General features: G+C 38.5%; 12 protein-coding genes, 2 pseudogenes and 1 other annotated feature. Of the genes and pseudogenes, 11 read left to right on the forward strand and 3 right to left on the reverse strand.

Translation table 11 applies throughout. From position 1 onward, the window contains the following. Positions 1-14: 14 nt before the first annotated feature. Positions 15-853: pseudogene (locus F995_RS07150) on the forward strand (IS5 family transposase); the annotation flags it as partial. Between the two features lie 38 nt (positions 854-891). On the opposite strand, the pseudogene F995_RS16290 reads toward F995_RS07150, so the two are convergent. Further along, positions 892-2,111, reverse strand: a pseudogene (locus tag F995_RS16290) (IS3 family transposase). Then, positions 1,720-1,836, reverse strand: a sequence feature (AL1L pseudoknot). (Overlaps the previous pseudogene by 117 nt.) A 304-nt stretch (positions 2,112-2,415) precedes the next feature. Between F995_RS16290 and ppk1 the strand changes: the two are divergent. Next, a complete protein-coding gene (ppk1, locus tag F995_RS07170; RefSeq protein WP_004646175.1) occupies positions 2,416-4,494 on the forward strand; it encodes a polyphosphate kinase 1 in 2,079 nt (692 codons plus the stop codon). A gap of 117 nt (positions 4,495-4,611) precedes the next feature. Further along, positions 4,612-4,839 (forward strand): hypothetical protein, encoded by a 228-nt coding sequence (locus F995_RS07175; RefSeq protein WP_004646177.1) that lies wholly within the window; start codon positions 4,612-4,614, stop codon positions 4,837-4,839. Between the two features lie 341 nt (positions 4,840-5,180). On the opposite strand, the gene F995_RS07180 is transcribed toward F995_RS07175, so the two are convergent. Together F995_RS07180 and F995_RS07185 are read right to left on the reverse strand one after the other, a co-directional pair. Beyond that, the gene (locus F995_RS07180; protein WP_004646179.1) at positions 5,181-6,170 is read right to left on the reverse strand and encodes a helix-turn-helix transcriptional regulator; all 990 of its coding nucleotides are present in this window, start codon (positions 6,168-6,170) and stop codon (positions 5,181-5,183) included. After that, the gene (locus tag F995_RS07185; RefSeq protein ID WP_228127475.1) at positions 6,167-7,054 is read right to left on the reverse strand and encodes a GGDEF domain-containing protein; all 888 of its coding nucleotides are present in this window, start codon (positions 7,052-7,054) and stop codon (positions 6,167-6,169) included. The genes F995_RS07180 and F995_RS07185 overlap by 4 nt, the downstream gene beginning before the upstream one ends. 357 nt (positions 7,055-7,411) lie before the next feature. Here F995_RS07185 and F995_RS07190 point away from each other — a divergent pair, with 357 nt between their 5' ends. The 8 genes from F995_RS07190 to F995_RS07225 all read left to right on the forward strand — a co-directional run bounded on the left by F995_RS07190 (position 7,412) and on the right by F995_RS07225 (position 17,569). Further along, positions 7,412-9,871 (forward strand): TonB-dependent receptor, encoded by a 2,460-nt coding sequence (locus tag F995_RS07190; RefSeq protein ID WP_004646181.1) that lies wholly within the window; start codon positions 7,412-7,414, stop codon positions 9,869-9,871. Positions 9,872-9,929: 58 nt separating this feature from the next. Continuing rightward, on the forward strand, positions 9,930-11,897 hold the full coding sequence (locus F995_RS07195; protein ID WP_004646182.1) for a phytase: 1,968 nt from the start codon (positions 9,930-9,932) through the stop codon (positions 11,895-11,897). A gap of 72 nt (positions 11,898-11,969) precedes the next feature. Beyond that, positions 11,970-12,656: a protein TolQ gene (tolQ, locus tag F995_RS07200; RefSeq protein WP_004646183.1), complete on the forward strand. Its 687-nt coding sequence runs from the start codon at positions 11,970-11,972 to the stop codon at positions 12,654-12,656. A gap of 6 nt (positions 12,657-12,662) precedes the next feature. After that, positions 12,663-13,109, forward strand: a complete 447-nt coding sequence (gene tolR, locus F995_RS07205) for a protein TolR (protein WP_004646184.1) — start codon at positions 12,663-12,665, stop codon at positions 13,107-13,109. Beyond that, on the forward strand, positions 13,106-13,885 hold the full coding sequence (locus F995_RS07210; protein ID WP_004646185.1) for an energy transducer TonB: 780 nt from the start codon (positions 13,106-13,108) through the stop codon (positions 13,883-13,885). The genes tolR and F995_RS07210 overlap by 4 nt, the downstream gene beginning before the upstream one ends. Before the next feature lie 12 nt (positions 13,886-13,897). Further along, positions 13,898-15,472, forward strand: coding sequence for an alkaline phosphatase (locus F995_RS07215; protein ID WP_004646186.1), 1,575 nt, complete (start codon positions 13,898-13,900; stop codon positions 15,470-15,472). After that, entirely contained in the window at positions 15,469-16,962 is a 1,494-nt protein-coding gene (locus F995_RS07220) for an alkaline phosphatase (protein ID WP_004646187.1), read from the forward strand. Before F995_RS07215 ends, F995_RS07220 begins: the two co-directional genes overlap by 4 nt. Next, a complete protein-coding gene (locus F995_RS07225) occupies positions 16,955-17,569 on the forward strand; it encodes a hypothetical protein (RefSeq protein ID WP_004646188.1) in 615 nt (204 codons plus the stop codon). The genes F995_RS07220 and F995_RS07225 overlap by 8 nt, the downstream gene beginning before the upstream one ends. The last annotated feature ends 19 nt before the right edge of the window (positions 17,570-17,588 follow it).

Genomic DNA, 17,588 nt, shown 5'->3' on the forward strand with positions numbered 1-17,588 from the left:
GATATAATTTTCAAATGAAGAAGCCTACACACAAAATCTACCGCACTACCAATTGGCCCGCATATAACCGAGCACTCATGAGTCGCGGAAATATTGCCCTTTGGTTGGATCCTGCTACGCAATGGTATGCTCCATCAAAAGGCAAACAAGGGCGAAATCAAATCTACTCCGACGCAGCCATCCAATGCTGCTTAATGATTAAATCCTTATTCCGTCTGTCTTTACGTATGGTTACTGGCTTTGTGCAAAGTCTGATTAAGCTTTGCGGCTGAGCAGCCCCGAATATCAGTGATATTCGTATTCCACCATTTGTAGAAAACAAAAGCATATTGATATTGCAAGCAGCTACCAAAAAAGTAGCGATGGGCTGCATCTACTCGTAGACTCTACAGGCATGAAGCTTCTAGGTGAGGGCGAATGGAAACGCAAGAAACATGGACCTGAATATCGTCGCAAATGGCGTAAACTACATATTGGTATCGATGCTAAAACCCTACAAATACGCGTTATTCGGCTCACAACCAATAATGTCAGTGATTCACAGGTGCTTGGTGATTTACTTAATTAGATTCCACAAGATGAGCAGATTGACTCTGTTTATACCGATGGAGCTTATGACACCAAGCAATGCCGTCAGGTCATTGCAGATCGGCAAGCGTATGCGGTGATTCCACCTAGAAAAAATGCGAAACCGTGGAAAGATACAAAGAGTAGCTCGCTAGAGCGAAATGAATTACTTCGAACAGTTGCACGTTTAGGCAGGACACTATGAACAAAATGGTCAGGCTATCATCGGCGAAGTTTGGTTGAAACTAAGATGCACTGCATTAAATTATTAGGAGATAAACTCAGTGAACCGTACCGGGTTTGTCGGAGACTTTTTTATTTAAGTTAGGCCACCTGACCTAACGGGTTAATCTTATCATAGTACATTGCTTCAAACTCAAAAGGCGATACATAACCCAGTGCACTGTGTACACGCTCTTTATTGAACCAATCTACCCAATTTAGTGTCGCAAGTTGTACATCTGCTAAACCTTGCCAATCTGCTTTTAAATATTCAATCACCTCGGTTTTGTATAAGCCATTCACCGTTTCAGCCAAAGCATTATCGTATGAATCACCAGTTGTACCGACTGATGCTCGTAAATTTGCTGCTTCTAAACGATTGGTATAGCGAATGGAAAGATATTACACACCTCTGTCGGAATGATGAATCACATTCTTTGGCATGCCTCGATCATGCAATGCTTGCTCCAATGCATCGAGCACCATATCTGTATTCATTCGTGTAGATACTTTCCAGCCAACAATTGCTCGTGAGAACACATCAATAATAAAGGCGGTATAGACCCAGCCTGAATTTGTTTGAATATAGGTAAAGTCAGCAACCCACAAGTGATTAGGCTGATCAGCTCTAAAATTCCGTTTCACCAAGTCAGGTGCTCGTTTTTGGTCATCTCGGCTACGGGTGGTTTGTTTGTTCTTACCTCGCCAAACACCTTGTATATCTAGCTTCTGCATCAATCGAGCAACTGTACAGCGTGCAATAATATAGCCTTCACGTTTCAGTTTTTGCCAGACTTTACGTACACCATACCGACCTGAACTTTCCTTCCAAATTCGTTTAATCTCCTCAGCATGATGCAAGTCATGTAAATCTCGCTTTGCTCGATGTTCTGGATTTTCGCAGAGATCTAGAGTCCGGTAATAGGTTGAAGGTGCGATCGGTAAAATTCTACAAATCGCATCAACACCATATAAGTCTTTATTGTTATGGATGAAATCCACCATTATTTGTGTGGGCGGTCGAGCTCCGCCTGGGCGAAAAAAGCGGCTGCTTTACGTAGAATCTCATTGGCGCGTTGCAGTTCTTTATTTTCGCGTTTGAGTTGTTTGATACGTTCTTGGTCTGAAAGCTGCTGTACTTTAACTGGATTTTGTTTATCTAAATATTTTTGATACCAAACACGTAGTGTTTCAGGAGTACAACCAATCTTGGGAGCAATTGCTGTGATCGCAGCCCAATTCGATGGATAATCTTTTTCAGATTCAATCAATAATTGAACCGCTCTTTCTCTGATTTCAGGGGTATATTTTAATTTTGTCATCGGAATAGTCTCTCAGAATATTGAGTCTCCGACAAACCCGGTACGGTTCATAACGTTGTCCCTTTCTTCTAAACTCAGATAAAAGTCTAAATATTACCCACATGAAATAACAATACAATACGATGTCATAAAAATGTCATGAAGCAGTCACAGAATACTTAATTGAATAAAATTAAATTCTTAGCCTTCTTGCAGAATTAATCATTTTTTATTTACGAAGAATTAATTAACCTCTTTCAAAGGCTTTAAAAGAATTTTTATTAGCTTCCTTCAGCGCTGCAATCTAACTTTATAAGAGCCATAAATGACTGCTTTAAATGTGCCTTCAAATTCTTCCATACATACATTAAAAACTTATATTAATCGGGACCTTTCCTTACTTGAATTTCATAAGCGAGTATTGGCACAGGCGAAAGATACTGAATATCCTTTACTTGAACGACTCAATTTTTTAATTATTTTTTCAAGTAATCTGGATGAATTTTTTCAAATACGAGTTGCCAGTTTAATGCAACAAATTGAACTTTCAGATCATGCTAGAACTCATCCAGATGACTTACTACTCTCAGATATAGTCACCACCATTTCCAAACTTGCACACGAAGCTGTCGAAGAACAGTATAAAATTCTTAATTATAATCTCTTACCACAACTGCAAGGACATGGCGTTCATTTCATTCAGTATGGTGACATCCTTGAAAAACATAAAGAATGGATTAAAAATTATTTTCATCATGAAGTTCAACCTGTGGTCACGCCTATCAGTCTAGACCCCGCACACCCTTTTCCTCGTTTAGCCAATAAAAGCTTAAATTTTATTGTCACTTTGGAAGGCAACGATGCCTTTGGACGAAAAATTAATTTAGCGATTGTTCCAGCACCACGATCATTACCTAGATTAGTGAAGTTACCTAAAAATATTTCTGGTGAGGATGAACACTACATTCTACTTTCAGCCATTATTCAGCAACATCTTCATGAATTATTTCCAGGGGTGACCACCACTGGATGTTATCAATTTCGGGTCACACGTAATGCAGATTTAAGTATCTCAGAAGATGTTGAAGACTTAGCAATTGCCTTAAAAGATGAACTATCCTCACGACGCTTTGGTCGGGCTGTAAGACTTGAGGTGACTAAAAATTGCCCTGAAAATATTATTGATTATTTACTTGGACAATTTGATCTTAAGCAAGAGCAACTCTATCGTATTGATGGCCCGCTTAATCTGGCGCGCTTTATATCGAACTTTAATTTGCCTGAGTTACGTTTTCCTTCCCATGTACAAAAATTACCGAAAGTGTTGTATGGGAAAAAATCCATATTTGAGGTATTAAAAACCGAAGATGTTTTATTACATCACCCTTTTCACTCTTTTGCTCCGGTCATTAAGCTACTGAAAGAGGCAGCCCGTGATCCACATGTGTTAGCCATAAAACAAACCCTTTATCGTAGTGGTGTAGATTCTGAAATTGTGCAAGTCCTTGCTGAAGCAGCACGAAATGGTAAGGAAGTCACAGCAGTGATTGAATTACGTGCTCGCTTTGATGAGGAGTCAAATATCGAAGTTGCCAATCTATTACAAGAAGCTGGGGCGGTTGTTGTATATGGGATCGTTGGTTATAAAACCCACGCCAAAATGATTCTGATCGTGCGTCGTGAAGTAGACAAGATTAAACGTTATGTTCATTTAGGCACAGGTAACTATCATGCAATGAATGCCAAAATCTATACTGATTATGGACTACTGACCAGTGATGCTGATATTTGTGAAGATGTCCATAAAGTCTTCCAGGAGCTCACAGGCATGGGGAAAATGGTCAAATTGAAAAAACTTTTTCATGCACCATTTACTCTGCATTCTCAATTGATTGAACTCATTGAAAATGAAACTGAAAATAGCAAAGCGGGCAAAAAAGCGCAGATTATTATTAAAGTCAACGCCTTAACTGAATCTCAACTAATTGATGCTCTGTATAGAGCGTCTCAAGCGGGCGTTCAAATCGATTTGATTATCCGTTCAATTTGCTGCTTACGCCCACAAGTGAAAGGACTTTCTGAAAATATTCGAGTCCGCTCAATTGTGGGACGTTTTTTAGAACATACCCGAGTTTATTATTTTTACCATCAGGGTGAAAGTAAACTTTTTTGCGCCAGTGCAGATTGGATGGGGCGTAATTTATTCTCTCGCATCGAGACCTGTTTCCCAATCGAAGATAAAAAACTTCGTAAACAAATTCTGGAAGAGGGCTTAATGAATTATCTTCAAGATAATCGGCGTGCATGGGAATTACAAGCCGATGGTACCTGGATACAATGTCAGGCTGGCAATGGACAGGCAGTCCATATTGCCCAGCAACAATTAATGAATCAAATTATTTAACGAAAAATTTCAAGTCATTGTATAAATGACAATCATTTGCAATGATTTAAACTTATTTTAACTAAACTGTAACAATACAACCCTAAAGTAAAAATCAAGTGGGAATGAGTCAATTACATGAATGATATCAGTGTTAAAAAGATCAACAAATTAATTGAACAGTTCGAAGAAGAAGGCAATAAAACACAAGCGCTTGAAATAGGTTATAAAACATATGCCATGCTTATGTCTGATCAGAAATTTGCTGATAAAGTGACAAAATCAGCAGAAAATTCTGAAGAGCGACTTTATAAATCGATAAAAATAAAACTTATTCCTGAGAAACATCATTTTAAAATAAAGTAAGAAGTACCAAACTTATAAAATACGATAAGTGACCGTCACATGACGCATAAGTTGTCATTGATAAAAAACCGCCATTATTGGTGGTTTTTTTATAGCAAAATAAATAGTTTTATATTTCAAAGTTATGTTCATCATTTAAAGAGAAATATAATTATTTAAGGGGCTGTAGTAGAAGTGACTATAACCCCAAACGGCCATCTCTTGATTTACCTTGCTCTAGACTCTGCTCAACCTTGGCATTTAGATCAATACCCATAATTAAGGGACCATGATCACAAGAGAGATATTTTGGTGTTTTTTTAGGAAGGTGGTGATAGTCCAGCCCACTAGAGGTAGCTCACTTAGAATGTAACTAGGCTACTCCAACGCTTAAATGCTCTTTTAAAATTATGTATGTCATTAATATTTAAATAGTTTGCTATTTGCTCATCACTATAATGATGTAATTCTTTTAATTGTATTGATGTGAATAATCTAGCTTGGTCTAATAGTTGCTGATAACTAGTATGATGTTTATGTAATCTTCTTTTAAAACTAGCAATACTCATTTGAAAATATTCAGCACATTCCTCAAGATTCGGTACTTGATGAATATTACGAATAAGAAAATTATAAACTTTTTGAAGAAAACTCTGTTCTAATCCTAACTGTTGTTGTACCAAATTAGCTTGTCGATAATAAGCTTGACGCATTGCACTAGTTTGATAACTCTGTTTTTGTTGGCTCTCACAAATATCGATATGCATGGCATTGACAAGGGTGTTAAACTTAATGTCATCTCCAAGATGTTCCCAAAATTGTTCGATAAATTTTGGCTCGTCACCTACAAAACTATAAGTAATATTCAATTCCTCTTGCATGCTATTCATCAAAATAGCCCTAAGGGCGGTCATAGCACTAATTGCTAAATAATTAGCATGGATCTCCTGATTATTTAACCAAAATAGAATGATCTTTTTTTCCGAATAAAATGCAACGGGAATGCACCATGGGGTTAGGAATATATGAAATTCAACATAGCGTTGTACGGCTTCTTTTATATTCTGACTGTAGGCAATTGCATTTAAGGCAGGGTGAGTTAAAGTTTCAATATAACGTTGCCCAAACAGAAATTGAACTTCCGGATGGGTAATACTCTCATGCATATTTCGTATCATTTGTATCAGTTGTTCTAAACTTACAGCATGATTCTCTGTGATCAAACTCTCAAGAAAAACGGGCGTTCCCTTTAAAATAATATTGGGATTTACACCGTATTGCTCAGCCAAATCAATCAATAATGCAGGGGCCAGATATGTGGGTAAAATCAATTGATCGTTTTGATAGCTCATACCGAAACCTTTACATTTTTTAGCTTTCGATGCTGCTGACTTTTGATTTGTTTATATAGTTTTTGAATTTCTACAGCTGGATTTTCTTGATGTACTTGACTAATGCTATAGCTGCAATCTATTTTAAATTTATGAAAATCTTCAGATGTATAAAATATTTGTGACTGAATACATTTTTGTAATTCTCTAGCCATCATTTCGACTTGTAGTTCTGTCAAATCAATTAACATCAAAATAAACTTATCTCCTGCTAAACGACAAACTAAGTCACAAGGTCTTATGTTCATACTTATCGTCTGAGCAATCATAGATAGCACTTGATTACCTGATTCAAAACCAAATTGTCTATTGATCAAAGTTAAATTCTTTAGATTGATCATCATCAGATGTATGCTTTTTTCTGAATTATTTTGCTGACTTATTTCATATTGTAATTGTTGTTTAAAGTATTGAGCATCTGCCAAGGGGGTAATTGCATCAAATAAACGATGATCCCGAAATACATGCTCTTTAGTTTGTAGCTTTTTGGACAATACCAATTGTTCTTTGTGCCAGTTAATCATAGCTGCAGTAAGTACAACAAAGCCTATCGGTGTAGTAAAAGATTCTAATAAATCATCCCAAATCAGTGTTTTGGGTATTGATATAAATTCATCCAATACATCCATCCATAAAGCTAAAAATACACATACCAGACCCCAGTAAAAATAGCTCGTCACATATCCTCTCGGGCGACTTTTAAGAATGAGATAAATCCATAATAAAACGAGTATACAGGCCAGCCCCTCTCCAAGAATATCAATGACCTGAATTTCATTTTGAGTTTTGAAACTACCAAAAAAAATAAATGAAGCTAAGCAGATCAGAGCAACAGTGATAATCAATAAAAAGTGTCGTGGATAGTGTAGAAAGGGTTTTAACATAGCAGGGGTGTGGTTATTGTTTTGATAAAGCTAATCAGCATTCTATGACAGTTTCATTGCAAATATATTTTCTTCCACTTTTCAAATTAGCTCACTATAAATATCAAAAATCTACTTAACTCCCTTTTAATTCTATAATTCACATTCACTTAGTTCAGTCTACTTGAGCAATGAAAGATATAGTCCCATCAAATTAGCTCAAAATGATCTAAAAAGTTAATTCTCTGATTTTTAGATTTTTTTCCTGTCATCATTCAGTCATTATGCATATTTAAGGTGCTCAACAAACAGCCGTTGCGCTATTTGGGGAAATAACAAATGAGCACTCATCGCAGTAAGAAAAAAACACCTTTCACTTTTAAAGTCACTACCTTAGTTTTATGTATAACAGCTATTGGTCAAAGTATGGCTGCAGAAACAAAAACTGAATATGTTCGTGTTGTAGGTCAAGCAGCAAGTATTAATGAAGCCTTGAAAGAACAACGAAAATCAAACTCTATAGCTAGTGTAGTACATGCCGATGCTATTGCGAAGCTGCCAGATGACAACGCTGCTGAAGCACTACAACGTATTCCTGGTGTTTCTACAGAACGTGACCAAGGTGAAGGTCGTTTTGTGACTGTGCGAGGTTTAGGAGCTGATCTGAATACCGTCACTATTAACGGCACCTTAGTCCCAGCACCAGAAGCAGGACGTCGTGGAGTTGCGCTAGATGTATTGCCAGCAGAACTTGTACAGTCATTAACTGTTGTTAAAACTTTGACCCCAGATATGGATGCAAATTCACTTGGTGGAACAATTGAGGTAGAGAGTTTATCTGCTTTTGATCATGACGGTCTGTTCTATACTGCTGCGGTTGAAGGTGGTTATGATGATAAACGTGAAGAGTATAGTCCTAAAGTTTCAGGCGCGGTCAGTCAAAAGTTTAGTCTAGGTTCGGGTACTGACAATCTTGGTATTGCGGCAGCACTAAGTTGGCAAGAGCGCACTTTTGGCTCAGATAACGTTGAAACAGGTGGAGCATGGGACGATCACCTGTTAGAAGAAACTGAACTGCGTCAATATGATATTGAACGTGAGAGACTTGGTGCCGGACTAAATTTTGACTATCGTCCAAATAAGAACAGTGAATACTATTTACGGACATTGTATAGCCGCTTTAAAGACAATGAAACGCGTCAAGGTATGGGTGTTGAGTTTTCAGACCCATTGGCAATGCATACTCCAAGTGATGCAGAGGTAGTTCGCAGTTTAAAAGAACGTGAGGAAACTCAGGAAATCAAATCTTTTGTACTAGGTGGCAAAAATCGTTTTGACCAATGGACACTAGAAACACAAGTGGGCTACAGTGAAGCATCAGAAAAGAATCCTGGTGGGATTGCTGAAGCAGGGTTTGCAGGTGAGTTTGAGGATGTAGAGTACACAAGTACACGTATCCCCGTGGTTAAAGGTAATGCTAGCTTGTATGATCCGGCACAGTATGAGCTTGATGAAGTAGAATGGGAAAAAAGTACTGCCAAAGATAAAGAGAAAAATGCCAAGTTTGATCTTAGCCGAGACTATTTGATCAAAGATTATGCTTCTGTTTTTAAATTTGGTGCAAAAGTCAGTCAGCGAACTAAAACGAATAATACAGATATCTGGAAAGTAGAGGATTTACAAACTTTACCTGCACATTTTGGACAAAATAGTCACTATGAACTTGCACAGTTCGGCCCAACGTTGTCTAGTGCTCCAATCCATAATCAACTGGCTCAATTGAACCTAGAAGATTGGGTTGATGATGAAGAATCCGTAATTAATGACTATAAAAGCTCCGAAGATATTCATGCGGCATATTTCATGAATACAATTGATTTTGATCGTTTACGCGTCATTGCGGGTTTACGCTATGAAGATACTGCTTTTGAAACTCAAGGCTATCGAATCTTAGATGGGGAAACCACCAATATTTCTACCAAAAATGATTATGATCATTGGTTACCAAGTTTACATTTTAAATATCAGTTAAGTGCAGATGCCATTCTAAGAGCAGCATGGACCAATACCGTGGTACGTCCGAACTTCGAACAGTCACGACCAGGTATTTACATTGATGGCGATGAAGCTGAGTTTGGTGATCCAAATCTCAAGCCACTTGAAGCCTCAAATTTTGATTTAGGTGTAGAGAAATACTTGGGTGATGCCAGCATTATTTCCATGAATGCATTTTATAAAGATATTGAGCACTTTATTTATAACTCCAATGTAGCAGGTACAGGGGACTGGGCTAATTTTGATGAGGCACTAACTTTCAAAAACGGCTCATCTGCTAAAATTTATGGTGTAGAACTGGGTTATAGCCAAAAATGGAACAACTTTATCTTTGGCTTAAATAGTACTTTCAGCCGTGCTAAAGCAGATATTGATGGCATGGTAGATGGTGAACTAATGACCAGAACCATTAACTTTCCACACCAATCCAAAGTTGTAGGCAATGCCATGATTGGTTGGGAAAATGATCTGTTCGGCCTACGTCTTGCGGCCAACTATAAATCACGTTATCTCAATGAAGTTTCGGATGTCGATGATCCTGAGAAAGATTTATATACCGATGATCAAGTATTTCTTGATTTTAGTGGACATGTGAATTTTAACAAAAATATGCAACTGTTCTTTAATGCTCAGAATCTTACTGATGAAGTGTATTACAACTATAACAGCAACCGTAATTATAACGCTCAATATGAAGAATACGGTCCAAGCTATAAAGTTGGTCTGAAATTCACACACTTCTAAGCCTTTAGCTCACCCAAAGCCAGATTGGCTTTGGGTGCTTTTTATTTCGAGAAAATTCATGACAACACTTTTTAAATTGAGCGCTTTTTGTGCAGCATTTTTGACTTTATCTGGCTGTGTATCCACTAGTCCAACTCAGCAAAAACATATCAGCAGCTCTCTGCAATCTGAGCATATCCTTTCAGAACTAGATCAGCCCGCTCTTCAAGTTGATCAAGTTTTTAAATTACCTATTAAAGTAGAGGATGCTCATTGGGTCGAGATCATAGGTTCAGATGCTCAGGTGATTACTTCTAGTAAAATTGAAGGTTTAAGCCTGTGGAATAAAGACCGTCAACGTGTACAGCATATTCCTGGTTCTTTTAGTAAAATTGATTATCGAATAATTAATAATCAGCTCATTATTCAGACTACAGATCTCTCTATACAGCAGCCTGTAATTTTTAATTTTAATATTAAAGCAGGCACCTGGGCAAAACCTACCTATCTCCCTGTACGTAAGTTTAAAACTGAAGATAATTGTCTATATCTTACTTCTGATCAGTCTCTTTATAGCTTCTTTATCGGTGAAGAAGGGGTTGGGGAGCAATGGATGATTCAGTCCAAAGATTCAGCGCAAATTACTCCTCGTTTTATCCGTAAAATGAGCTTGCCACCTAATAGTAGTTTTTGTGTCGTAGATGACCATAATGCCAAGCTCTATATTAATGAAGAAAACGTAGGAATTTGGTCTTATGAGGCAGACCCTGAAGCAGACCTCATCCGATATCCCGTTGATTTAAACGATCCACATGGCTCTATTCTTGGGAATATCAGTGGACTGAGTTTAATAGATAATGCACTAGCAGCAATAGATGAGTCAAAAGCGATCCTTTACCGCTACAGCATAAAAGGAACATCTTGGGAAAAGCTTCCGCCAGTCACTTTACAAAATGTGGATGAGGCAGAACGTATTCACCTAAAAGGTAATCAAGATCAAAAACAACTCCTGCTTGTAGACGGTGAAATCAAAATGTTGGATCTTGATTGGACCACTCAGAAACTGCCTTCTACGCAGACTGTATTAGCCCTACCAGCAGATGTCGAAACTGATTTGGTGCCTAACAGTGGAGATGCAGCAGATGATCCTGCAATCTGGATTAATCCAACAAACCCTAATCTATCACGTGTATTGGGCACAGATAAGCAGGGTGGGCTTGCAGTCTATGATTTGCAAGGTAAACAGTTGCAATACTTGAAAGTAGGACGTCTGAATAATGTTGATATTCGACCTAATTTCAAACTTGGGCAACAGAAAGTAGATCTAGCGATTGCTACTAATCGTGATCAAAACAGCTTGCATCTGTTTAGTATTCATCAAAAAACGGGACAAGTTAAGGATTTAGGAAAACTTCCTACAGACCTACAGGATATATACGGATTCTGTATGTATCAGAATCGACAAGGTGAAACCTTTGCCATTCCAAATGATAAAAATGGAACCTTTGTACAGTACAAAATTCAAAATAACGCTAAAGGTCTAACTGCACATGAGGTGCTCAGATTCAAAGTCACATCACAGCCAGAAGGTTGTGTGGTCGATGATGAAAATGATCGTATTTATGTAGGAGAAGAGGATAAAGCTGTTTGGACCACAAAACTCAATGATCCTCAGCATATCAATCTGCAAAACGTTATTAGCGTTGGAGAACATGTAAAGGCAGATGTTGAAGGACTTGCAATCTATAAAGGGAAAGTACGCGATTATTTGGTTATTTCTAGTCAAGGAGATGATAGTTACGTTGTAGTCGACGCTAAAGCACCATATCAAATACGTGGAAAATTTAAAATTTCAGCCAATTTGAACTCAGAGATTGATGCTGTATCTGAAACAGATGGGCTGGAAGTGACTTCAGCAAATCTGGGTGGGGTCTGGAAGCAAGGTATGTTGGTTGTTCAAGATGGTCGTAAGCGGATGCCAGAAGGGAATCAGAACTATAAGTATGTAGCATGGGAAAAGATTGCTCAAGCCTTAGGCCTGGAATAACACTTTTCATCAGGTACAGTGCACCGTGCTGTACCTATATTCGAATTAAATTATGATTTTATTGAGGTTTTTATGTCAAATCCAACTACGGCACAGCTTTCAGTATGGGAACTGATTAGCCATGCCAGTTTACTTGTTCAAATGGTCATGCTGATATTATTGTGCGCATCGGTCATTAGTTGGTATGTCATTATTAAGCAGGGGATCAAACTGCGTCAGGAAGCATTAGCAAATAAAGTTTTCTTAGGGCATTTCCACCAACAACAATTTCCTCTTAGCATGGTAGAAGAATCTGAACAAAAAATGTGTGGTTTAGAACAAATCTACCAAGCTGGACTAGATGAGTTTAATGCCCTCAGAAATGCCACAACTTCGGTTTCATCAGTCGAGGTAACGGATCAAGTTGAGCGTCGTCTTTTAAGCAGTGTCACGGAACAGGAAGAAAAACTGGAAAAGCACTTGAGCTTTCTTGCGACAGTTGGTTCAGTCAGCCCATATATCGGTTTATTTGGAACTGTATGGGGCATCATGAATTCTTTTATTGGTCTATCACAACTTGAGCAAGCAACACTTTCTGCTGTAGCTCCTGGTATTGCAGAAGCTTTGATTGCTACAGCCATTGGTTTATTTGCAGCTATTCCTGCTGTGATTGCCTATAACCGCCTAAGCGCACGTGCAGAAAAAATTTCTAATAGCTACTACAGTTTCGGAAATGCGTTACAAACTCGAATGCTACGTTTTTTACAAGCAGGAAATTAACAACAGATGCAGAAACGTCAGAAAAAGCGTGTGCTCAACGCAGAAATGAACGTCGTTCCTTATATCGACGTGATGTTAGTGCTGCTTGTAATTTTTATGGTCACTGCACCCATGCTCACCCAGGGGATTAAAGTGAACTTACCAAATCTAGAAGCAGAAACATTGGTCACCCCTAAAGATCAGAAAGTAATCACTATTTCTATTCAGGAAGAAGGGCAATACTACTGGAATGTTGGGGAAACTGTCGATACAAAACAAGTGACAGATCGGGCAACCAACTTGGCAGAAATGAAAGAGAAGTTATCTCCATTGTTACAGAATCCTCAGGACCTGCAAGTTTTCATTCGTGCTGACAGTACTGCCAATTATGAACTTGTTGCTCAGACGATTGGTATTTTGCAACAAAGTGGTGTTGAGCAATTAGGCTTAGTGACTGAGGAGCAAGATCAGTGAACAGTATCTCACAGATCAACTCTAGCTCTGCTGTCGCTCTATCTATCACTGCGCTACTGCATGCAACTGTGATTTACAGTTTATTGAATCAGAACTTTGATAGTCCTATCAAAGAGGTAGAGCCAAAAACTGTACAGGTTAAATTTGTACAGCTTCCCAAAACTACAGTATCTTCACCTCAAGTTGAACACGCTCAACCTGAACCAAAAGTGACTCAACCCTTAGCAACCCCTGTTCAGCCCTTACCGCCTCAACAGGCTGAACCTGTCAAAACAAATCAGACATCAAAGCCACAACCTCAAAACAAACCTTCACCAAGTAACCTAGACAAAGCAGTTGTTAAAAAAACATCAACTAATGATTCAGCTTCTATAATATCTTCCACTGCTGAAGAGCCTAAAAATATTACCCCTACACCCATCCAGTCTGATGTCTCAACAAACACCGCTACACCTGTAAATAAGCCTGCAGCGACTGAAAAGGTTAAAACGCCTCCAACCTTTGATGAGAAAAACTATAAACCGATTTCAAAGCTTAAACCTGATTATCCAATGCGTGCTTTGGAAAATGAACTTGAAGGGAACTGTACTATCGAATATAGCGTGAATACCCAAGGGCACGTTATTAACCCTAAGGCCTTATCTGACTGTGATCCTGTGTTCATTCGCCCTTCACTCAATGCGGCTCGTCAGTTCAAATACCAGCCACATATTGTTAATGGTCAGGCTGTTGAAGTACCTAAAATTAGAAATACCTTTGAATATCGAATTGAATAAAGGCCACTAAATATGCTCACCTCCTTGCATTACCTGTCCTCGTTTAAACTTCTAGGAGTTTCATTCTGCACCAGTATGCTTATAGGTTGCCAAGGCATTCCTGATACACAGGTTTCTAGTCGTCAAATGTCTGTGAAAGCTCCTAAACAAGTAGTGTTTTTTATTGGTGATGGAATGGGCATCACGACATTGACTGCAGCAAGAATTTATAAGGTCGGTGAATCAGGAAGTTTAAGCATTGATCAATTGCCAGAAACAGCATTTGTCCGAACATTTTCAGAAAATGCTCAAGTCACTGATAGTGCCCCCTCTATGGGAGCCTATATGACCGGCGTAAAAATGAAAAATGAAGTCATTTCAATGCAAACAGGAACTAATGCCGTTGAACTAAAAAATGGACAGCAGCAATGTGATACAGATCCAGTAAACCGTAACAAAGCTTTTAGTGAAACCTTGCTTGAAAAGGCAATTTCCGCCCAATACGCAACAGGAATTGTGACCACAACTCGAGTGACGCATGCAACCCCTGCATCGACTTATGCTCATATCTGTCACCGTGATGCAGAAAATGAAATCGCTGCACAATTGGTACCGAGTAAGATAAAAGCAGATCGATATAGCAATTACAACACGCGTTTAAAAAATGGAATTGATGTCATTCTTGGGGGAGGGAAACGCCACTTCCTGCCAACAGAGTCTGGAGGGAAACGCCAAGATGGTCGTAATTTCTTAAAAGAACTTAAAAAACAGGGCTATCAAGTTGTTGAAAATCGTAGTCAACTGAACAGTTTAGATCCTGCAGATCAGCGCAAAATCATAGGCCTCTTCAATGACTCCCACTTAAATTACGATCTAGACCGTCAGAACAAACAGATAAATGAACCTAGCCTGAAGGAAATGACCTTAATAGCTTTACAGAAGCTTTCATCTAATACCAAGGGTTTTTTTCTGATGGTTGAAGGAGGGAGGATTGACCATGCATTGCATGATACCAATGCAAAACGAGCACTTCAGGATGTGATTGCGCTAGATGACACACTACAGGCAACCATTGATTTTCTGAAAATTAAAGATCCTCTGCTCGAAAATAGTTTAATTATCATCACTGCCGACCATGATCACACGCTCATGTTGAATGGCTATGTAGAGCGTACTGGCCCTTATCTGCCAGGACAGCAAACTAGTGTACTCGGACTTGTAAAAAACCAAAATGGATTAACACGAGACATTAATGGTAATCCCTATCCAGTCATTAGTTTTGGCAATGGGAAAAAGCGTCCAACTCTAAATCGAAATGATGATTCGGTAACTCAATTACGTGATGATGATGAATGTCGTCCTGTGATGAATACCTCATCCTATACATTTAGTTATACACCCTCCTATCAGGGATGGTGTACAGGTGCAGCTGCAGATGATTTTCAGCAGGAGGCCGTTATCCAAACTGGTTTTAAGGATTCTGAGACCCATGGTGGCACAGATGTTTTTCTAGGGGCAATAGGTCAAGGTTCAGATCAATTTTCAGGTAGTTTGGAAAATATTGACGTCTTTTATCGACTTAATCAGATTATGGGATTTGAGAAATGAAATCTAAATTCAGTATGTTGTTGATTTCATTATGTGGCTGTACATCTGTAATGGCTGATCCACCATCTAATACTCCTGCAAAAAATATTATCTTTTTTCTTGGCGATGGGATGGGACCTACGACAGTAACCGCAAGTCGGATTTACGCAGTTGGTGAGGCTGGTAAGCTTACAATAGATCGCCTAAAACATAGTGCTCGCATTAAAACTTATTCTGAAGATGCACAAACTACAGATAGTGCTCCATCTATGGGTGCCTATATGACGGGCTTAAAAAACAAAAATGATGTGATTTCCATGCCTACAGGCACTCTCGCAAAAGAACCCAAAGATTTAAAACTTGCGAATGGTCAGAGTATTCATAACGCCATTAATTTATGCCAACCTCGAATACCTGAACAAACAGTTCCATCTCTTTTAGAGTTAGCAATACAACGAGGTAAAGCGGTTGGTGTGGTGACCACTGCAGAGTTAACCCATGCAACGCCTGCGGCAACCTATGCTCATATTTGTCATCGTGATGCAAAGTTTGATATTGCAGTACAGGCAGTACCAAATGGATTGGGGTATAACCCAAAACTTAAAGAGGGGATTCATGTACTCATGGGGGGTGGTCGTAACCATTGGACACCTTACCATGCTATCAACAATCCACAGGGCCGTGCTGATCAACGACATTTAATTCAGGAAATGCAAACTCAAAAGTATCAATATGTAGAAACAGCATCCGCCCTTCAGCACGCTAATCCGAATCAAAAAATTCTGGGGCTATTCTCAGCGACGTCTCATCTGCATTATGACCTAGATCGAATCAATAAAAATATTGTGGAACAACCTAGTTTGTCAGAAATGACTTTAAAATCTATTCAAATGCTTGAAGCACAGTCTAAGGGACGTGGATGGTTTTTAATGGTGGAATCGGGACGTATTGATCATGCTTTACATGCCAATAATGCCAAACGCGCATTACATGAAACTAAAGCTTTTGATGATGCCATTCATGCAGCTATACAGCAGGTAGATCTTAGCAATACCTTAATCGTGGTCACTGCAGATCATGATCATGTCATGACTTTTAATGGTTACAATGCGCTAACAGGAAAGACTACGCCAAATCAGCCAGGTATTTTAGGTTTAAATTATCACTATCAAATAACAACACAACCAGATGCTTTAGCTAAAAAAATGGCAGATGGCAAACTACATGCTCCCTCACTTGATGTAAATGGTAATACCAACACCGTCTTAGTTTTTGGTAATGGTAAGAGGCAGAGAGAAAATATTCAGCAAAGTGTAACTGAATCTCAGGTATTTGATGATAATTACCAACAAGCTGTTGGGGTACAACTCGACCGTTCTGAAACACATGGTGGTGGAGATGTAATGTTATTTGCTGAAGGGAAAAATGCTCATTTATTCAAAGGCACTCAAGATAATATCTGGGTCTTTCAACAAATAATCAAGGCGGTAGGGTTTACTGACCATGAATAATAAATGCCAGTTCGTATTCGGTTTAGTATTGATTATTCTATGCATTCCCAAACCTTTCGCGCGCGCTGCTGAACATTTTCAAATTGATTATGAACACCTACAGCAAGGTCATGACGGCATTACACGAATTGAACGATATTCAAATCTGATGATTCGTGATCAGGGCAACATTCTTATCAAACGTTTAAACAGATTGCCTAGTGACTCTTATATTGATATAGGCAAGCATCAACATTTTGATATTTCAAATATGTCTATCTGGATAGCTAGGGAGCCTGAAACCAAGCGCTTGACCATTCAATTAGTTGACTTTGATGAAAATCAACGTATCCATCTTAATGAGATTAATCAGGAAATTTTGGGCTTTAGTAATTGTTGGGAGTGTTACTCATCTCTTTTACCTCACTCTACGACACCGAAGAACAACATAAAAAATGGGCACATTCATTTGGACTATAATAGCCAACGCGATATTGTTAAAAACTATAAAGCTACCCATCATAAAGGCTATAACTCGTTTCAAGTAAAGCCTTTACCAACTCAAGAAATGGATTGGGATAAATTGTATAAACTTAATTTAAAACAGTATGATGACTTTAGTGATTGATCTGTTCAGAAAGTATATA

The organism is Acinetobacter sp. CIP A162 (assembly GCF_000367905.1).
Taxonomy (GTDB): Bacteria; Pseudomonadota; Gammaproteobacteria; order Pseudomonadales; family Moraxellaceae; genus Acinetobacter; species Acinetobacter lwoffii.

Bases quoted from the DNA above. Each gene is read 5' to 3' on its own strand.
- ppk1 (WP_004646175.1), top strand. From the start codon at position 2,416: ATGACTGCTTTAAATGTGCCTTCAAATTCTTCCATACATACATTAAAA.
- F995_RS07190 (WP_004646181.1), top strand. From the start codon at position 7,412: ATGAGCACTCATCGCAGTAAGAAAAAAACACCTTTCACTTTTAAAGTC.
- F995_RS07215 (WP_004646186.1), top strand. From the start codon at position 13,898: ATGCTCACCTCCTTGCATTACCTGTCCTCGTTTAAACTTCTAGGAGTT.
- tolR (WP_004646184.1), top strand. From the start codon at position 12,663: ATGCAGAAACGTCAGAAAAAGCGTGTGCTCAACGCAGAAATGAACGTC.
- F995_RS07180 (WP_004646179.1), bottom strand. From the start codon at position 6,170: ATGAGCTATCAAAACGATCAATTGATTTTACCCACATATCTGGCCCCT.
- F995_RS07175 (WP_004646177.1), top strand. From the start codon at position 4,612: ATGAATGATATCAGTGTTAAAAAGATCAACAAATTAATTGAACAGTTC.
- tolQ (WP_004646183.1), top strand. From the start codon at position 11,970: ATGTCAAATCCAACTACGGCACAGCTTTCAGTATGGGAACTGATTAGC.
- F995_RS07195 (WP_004646182.1), top strand. From the start codon at position 9,930: ATGACAACACTTTTTAAATTGAGCGCTTTTTGTGCAGCATTTTTGACT.
- F995_RS07225 (WP_004646188.1), top strand. From the start codon at position 16,955: ATGAATAATAAATGCCAGTTCGTATTCGGTTTAGTATTGATTATTCTA.
- F995_RS07220 (WP_004646187.1), top strand. From the start codon at position 15,469: ATGAAATCTAAATTCAGTATGTTGTTGATTTCATTATGTGGCTGTACA.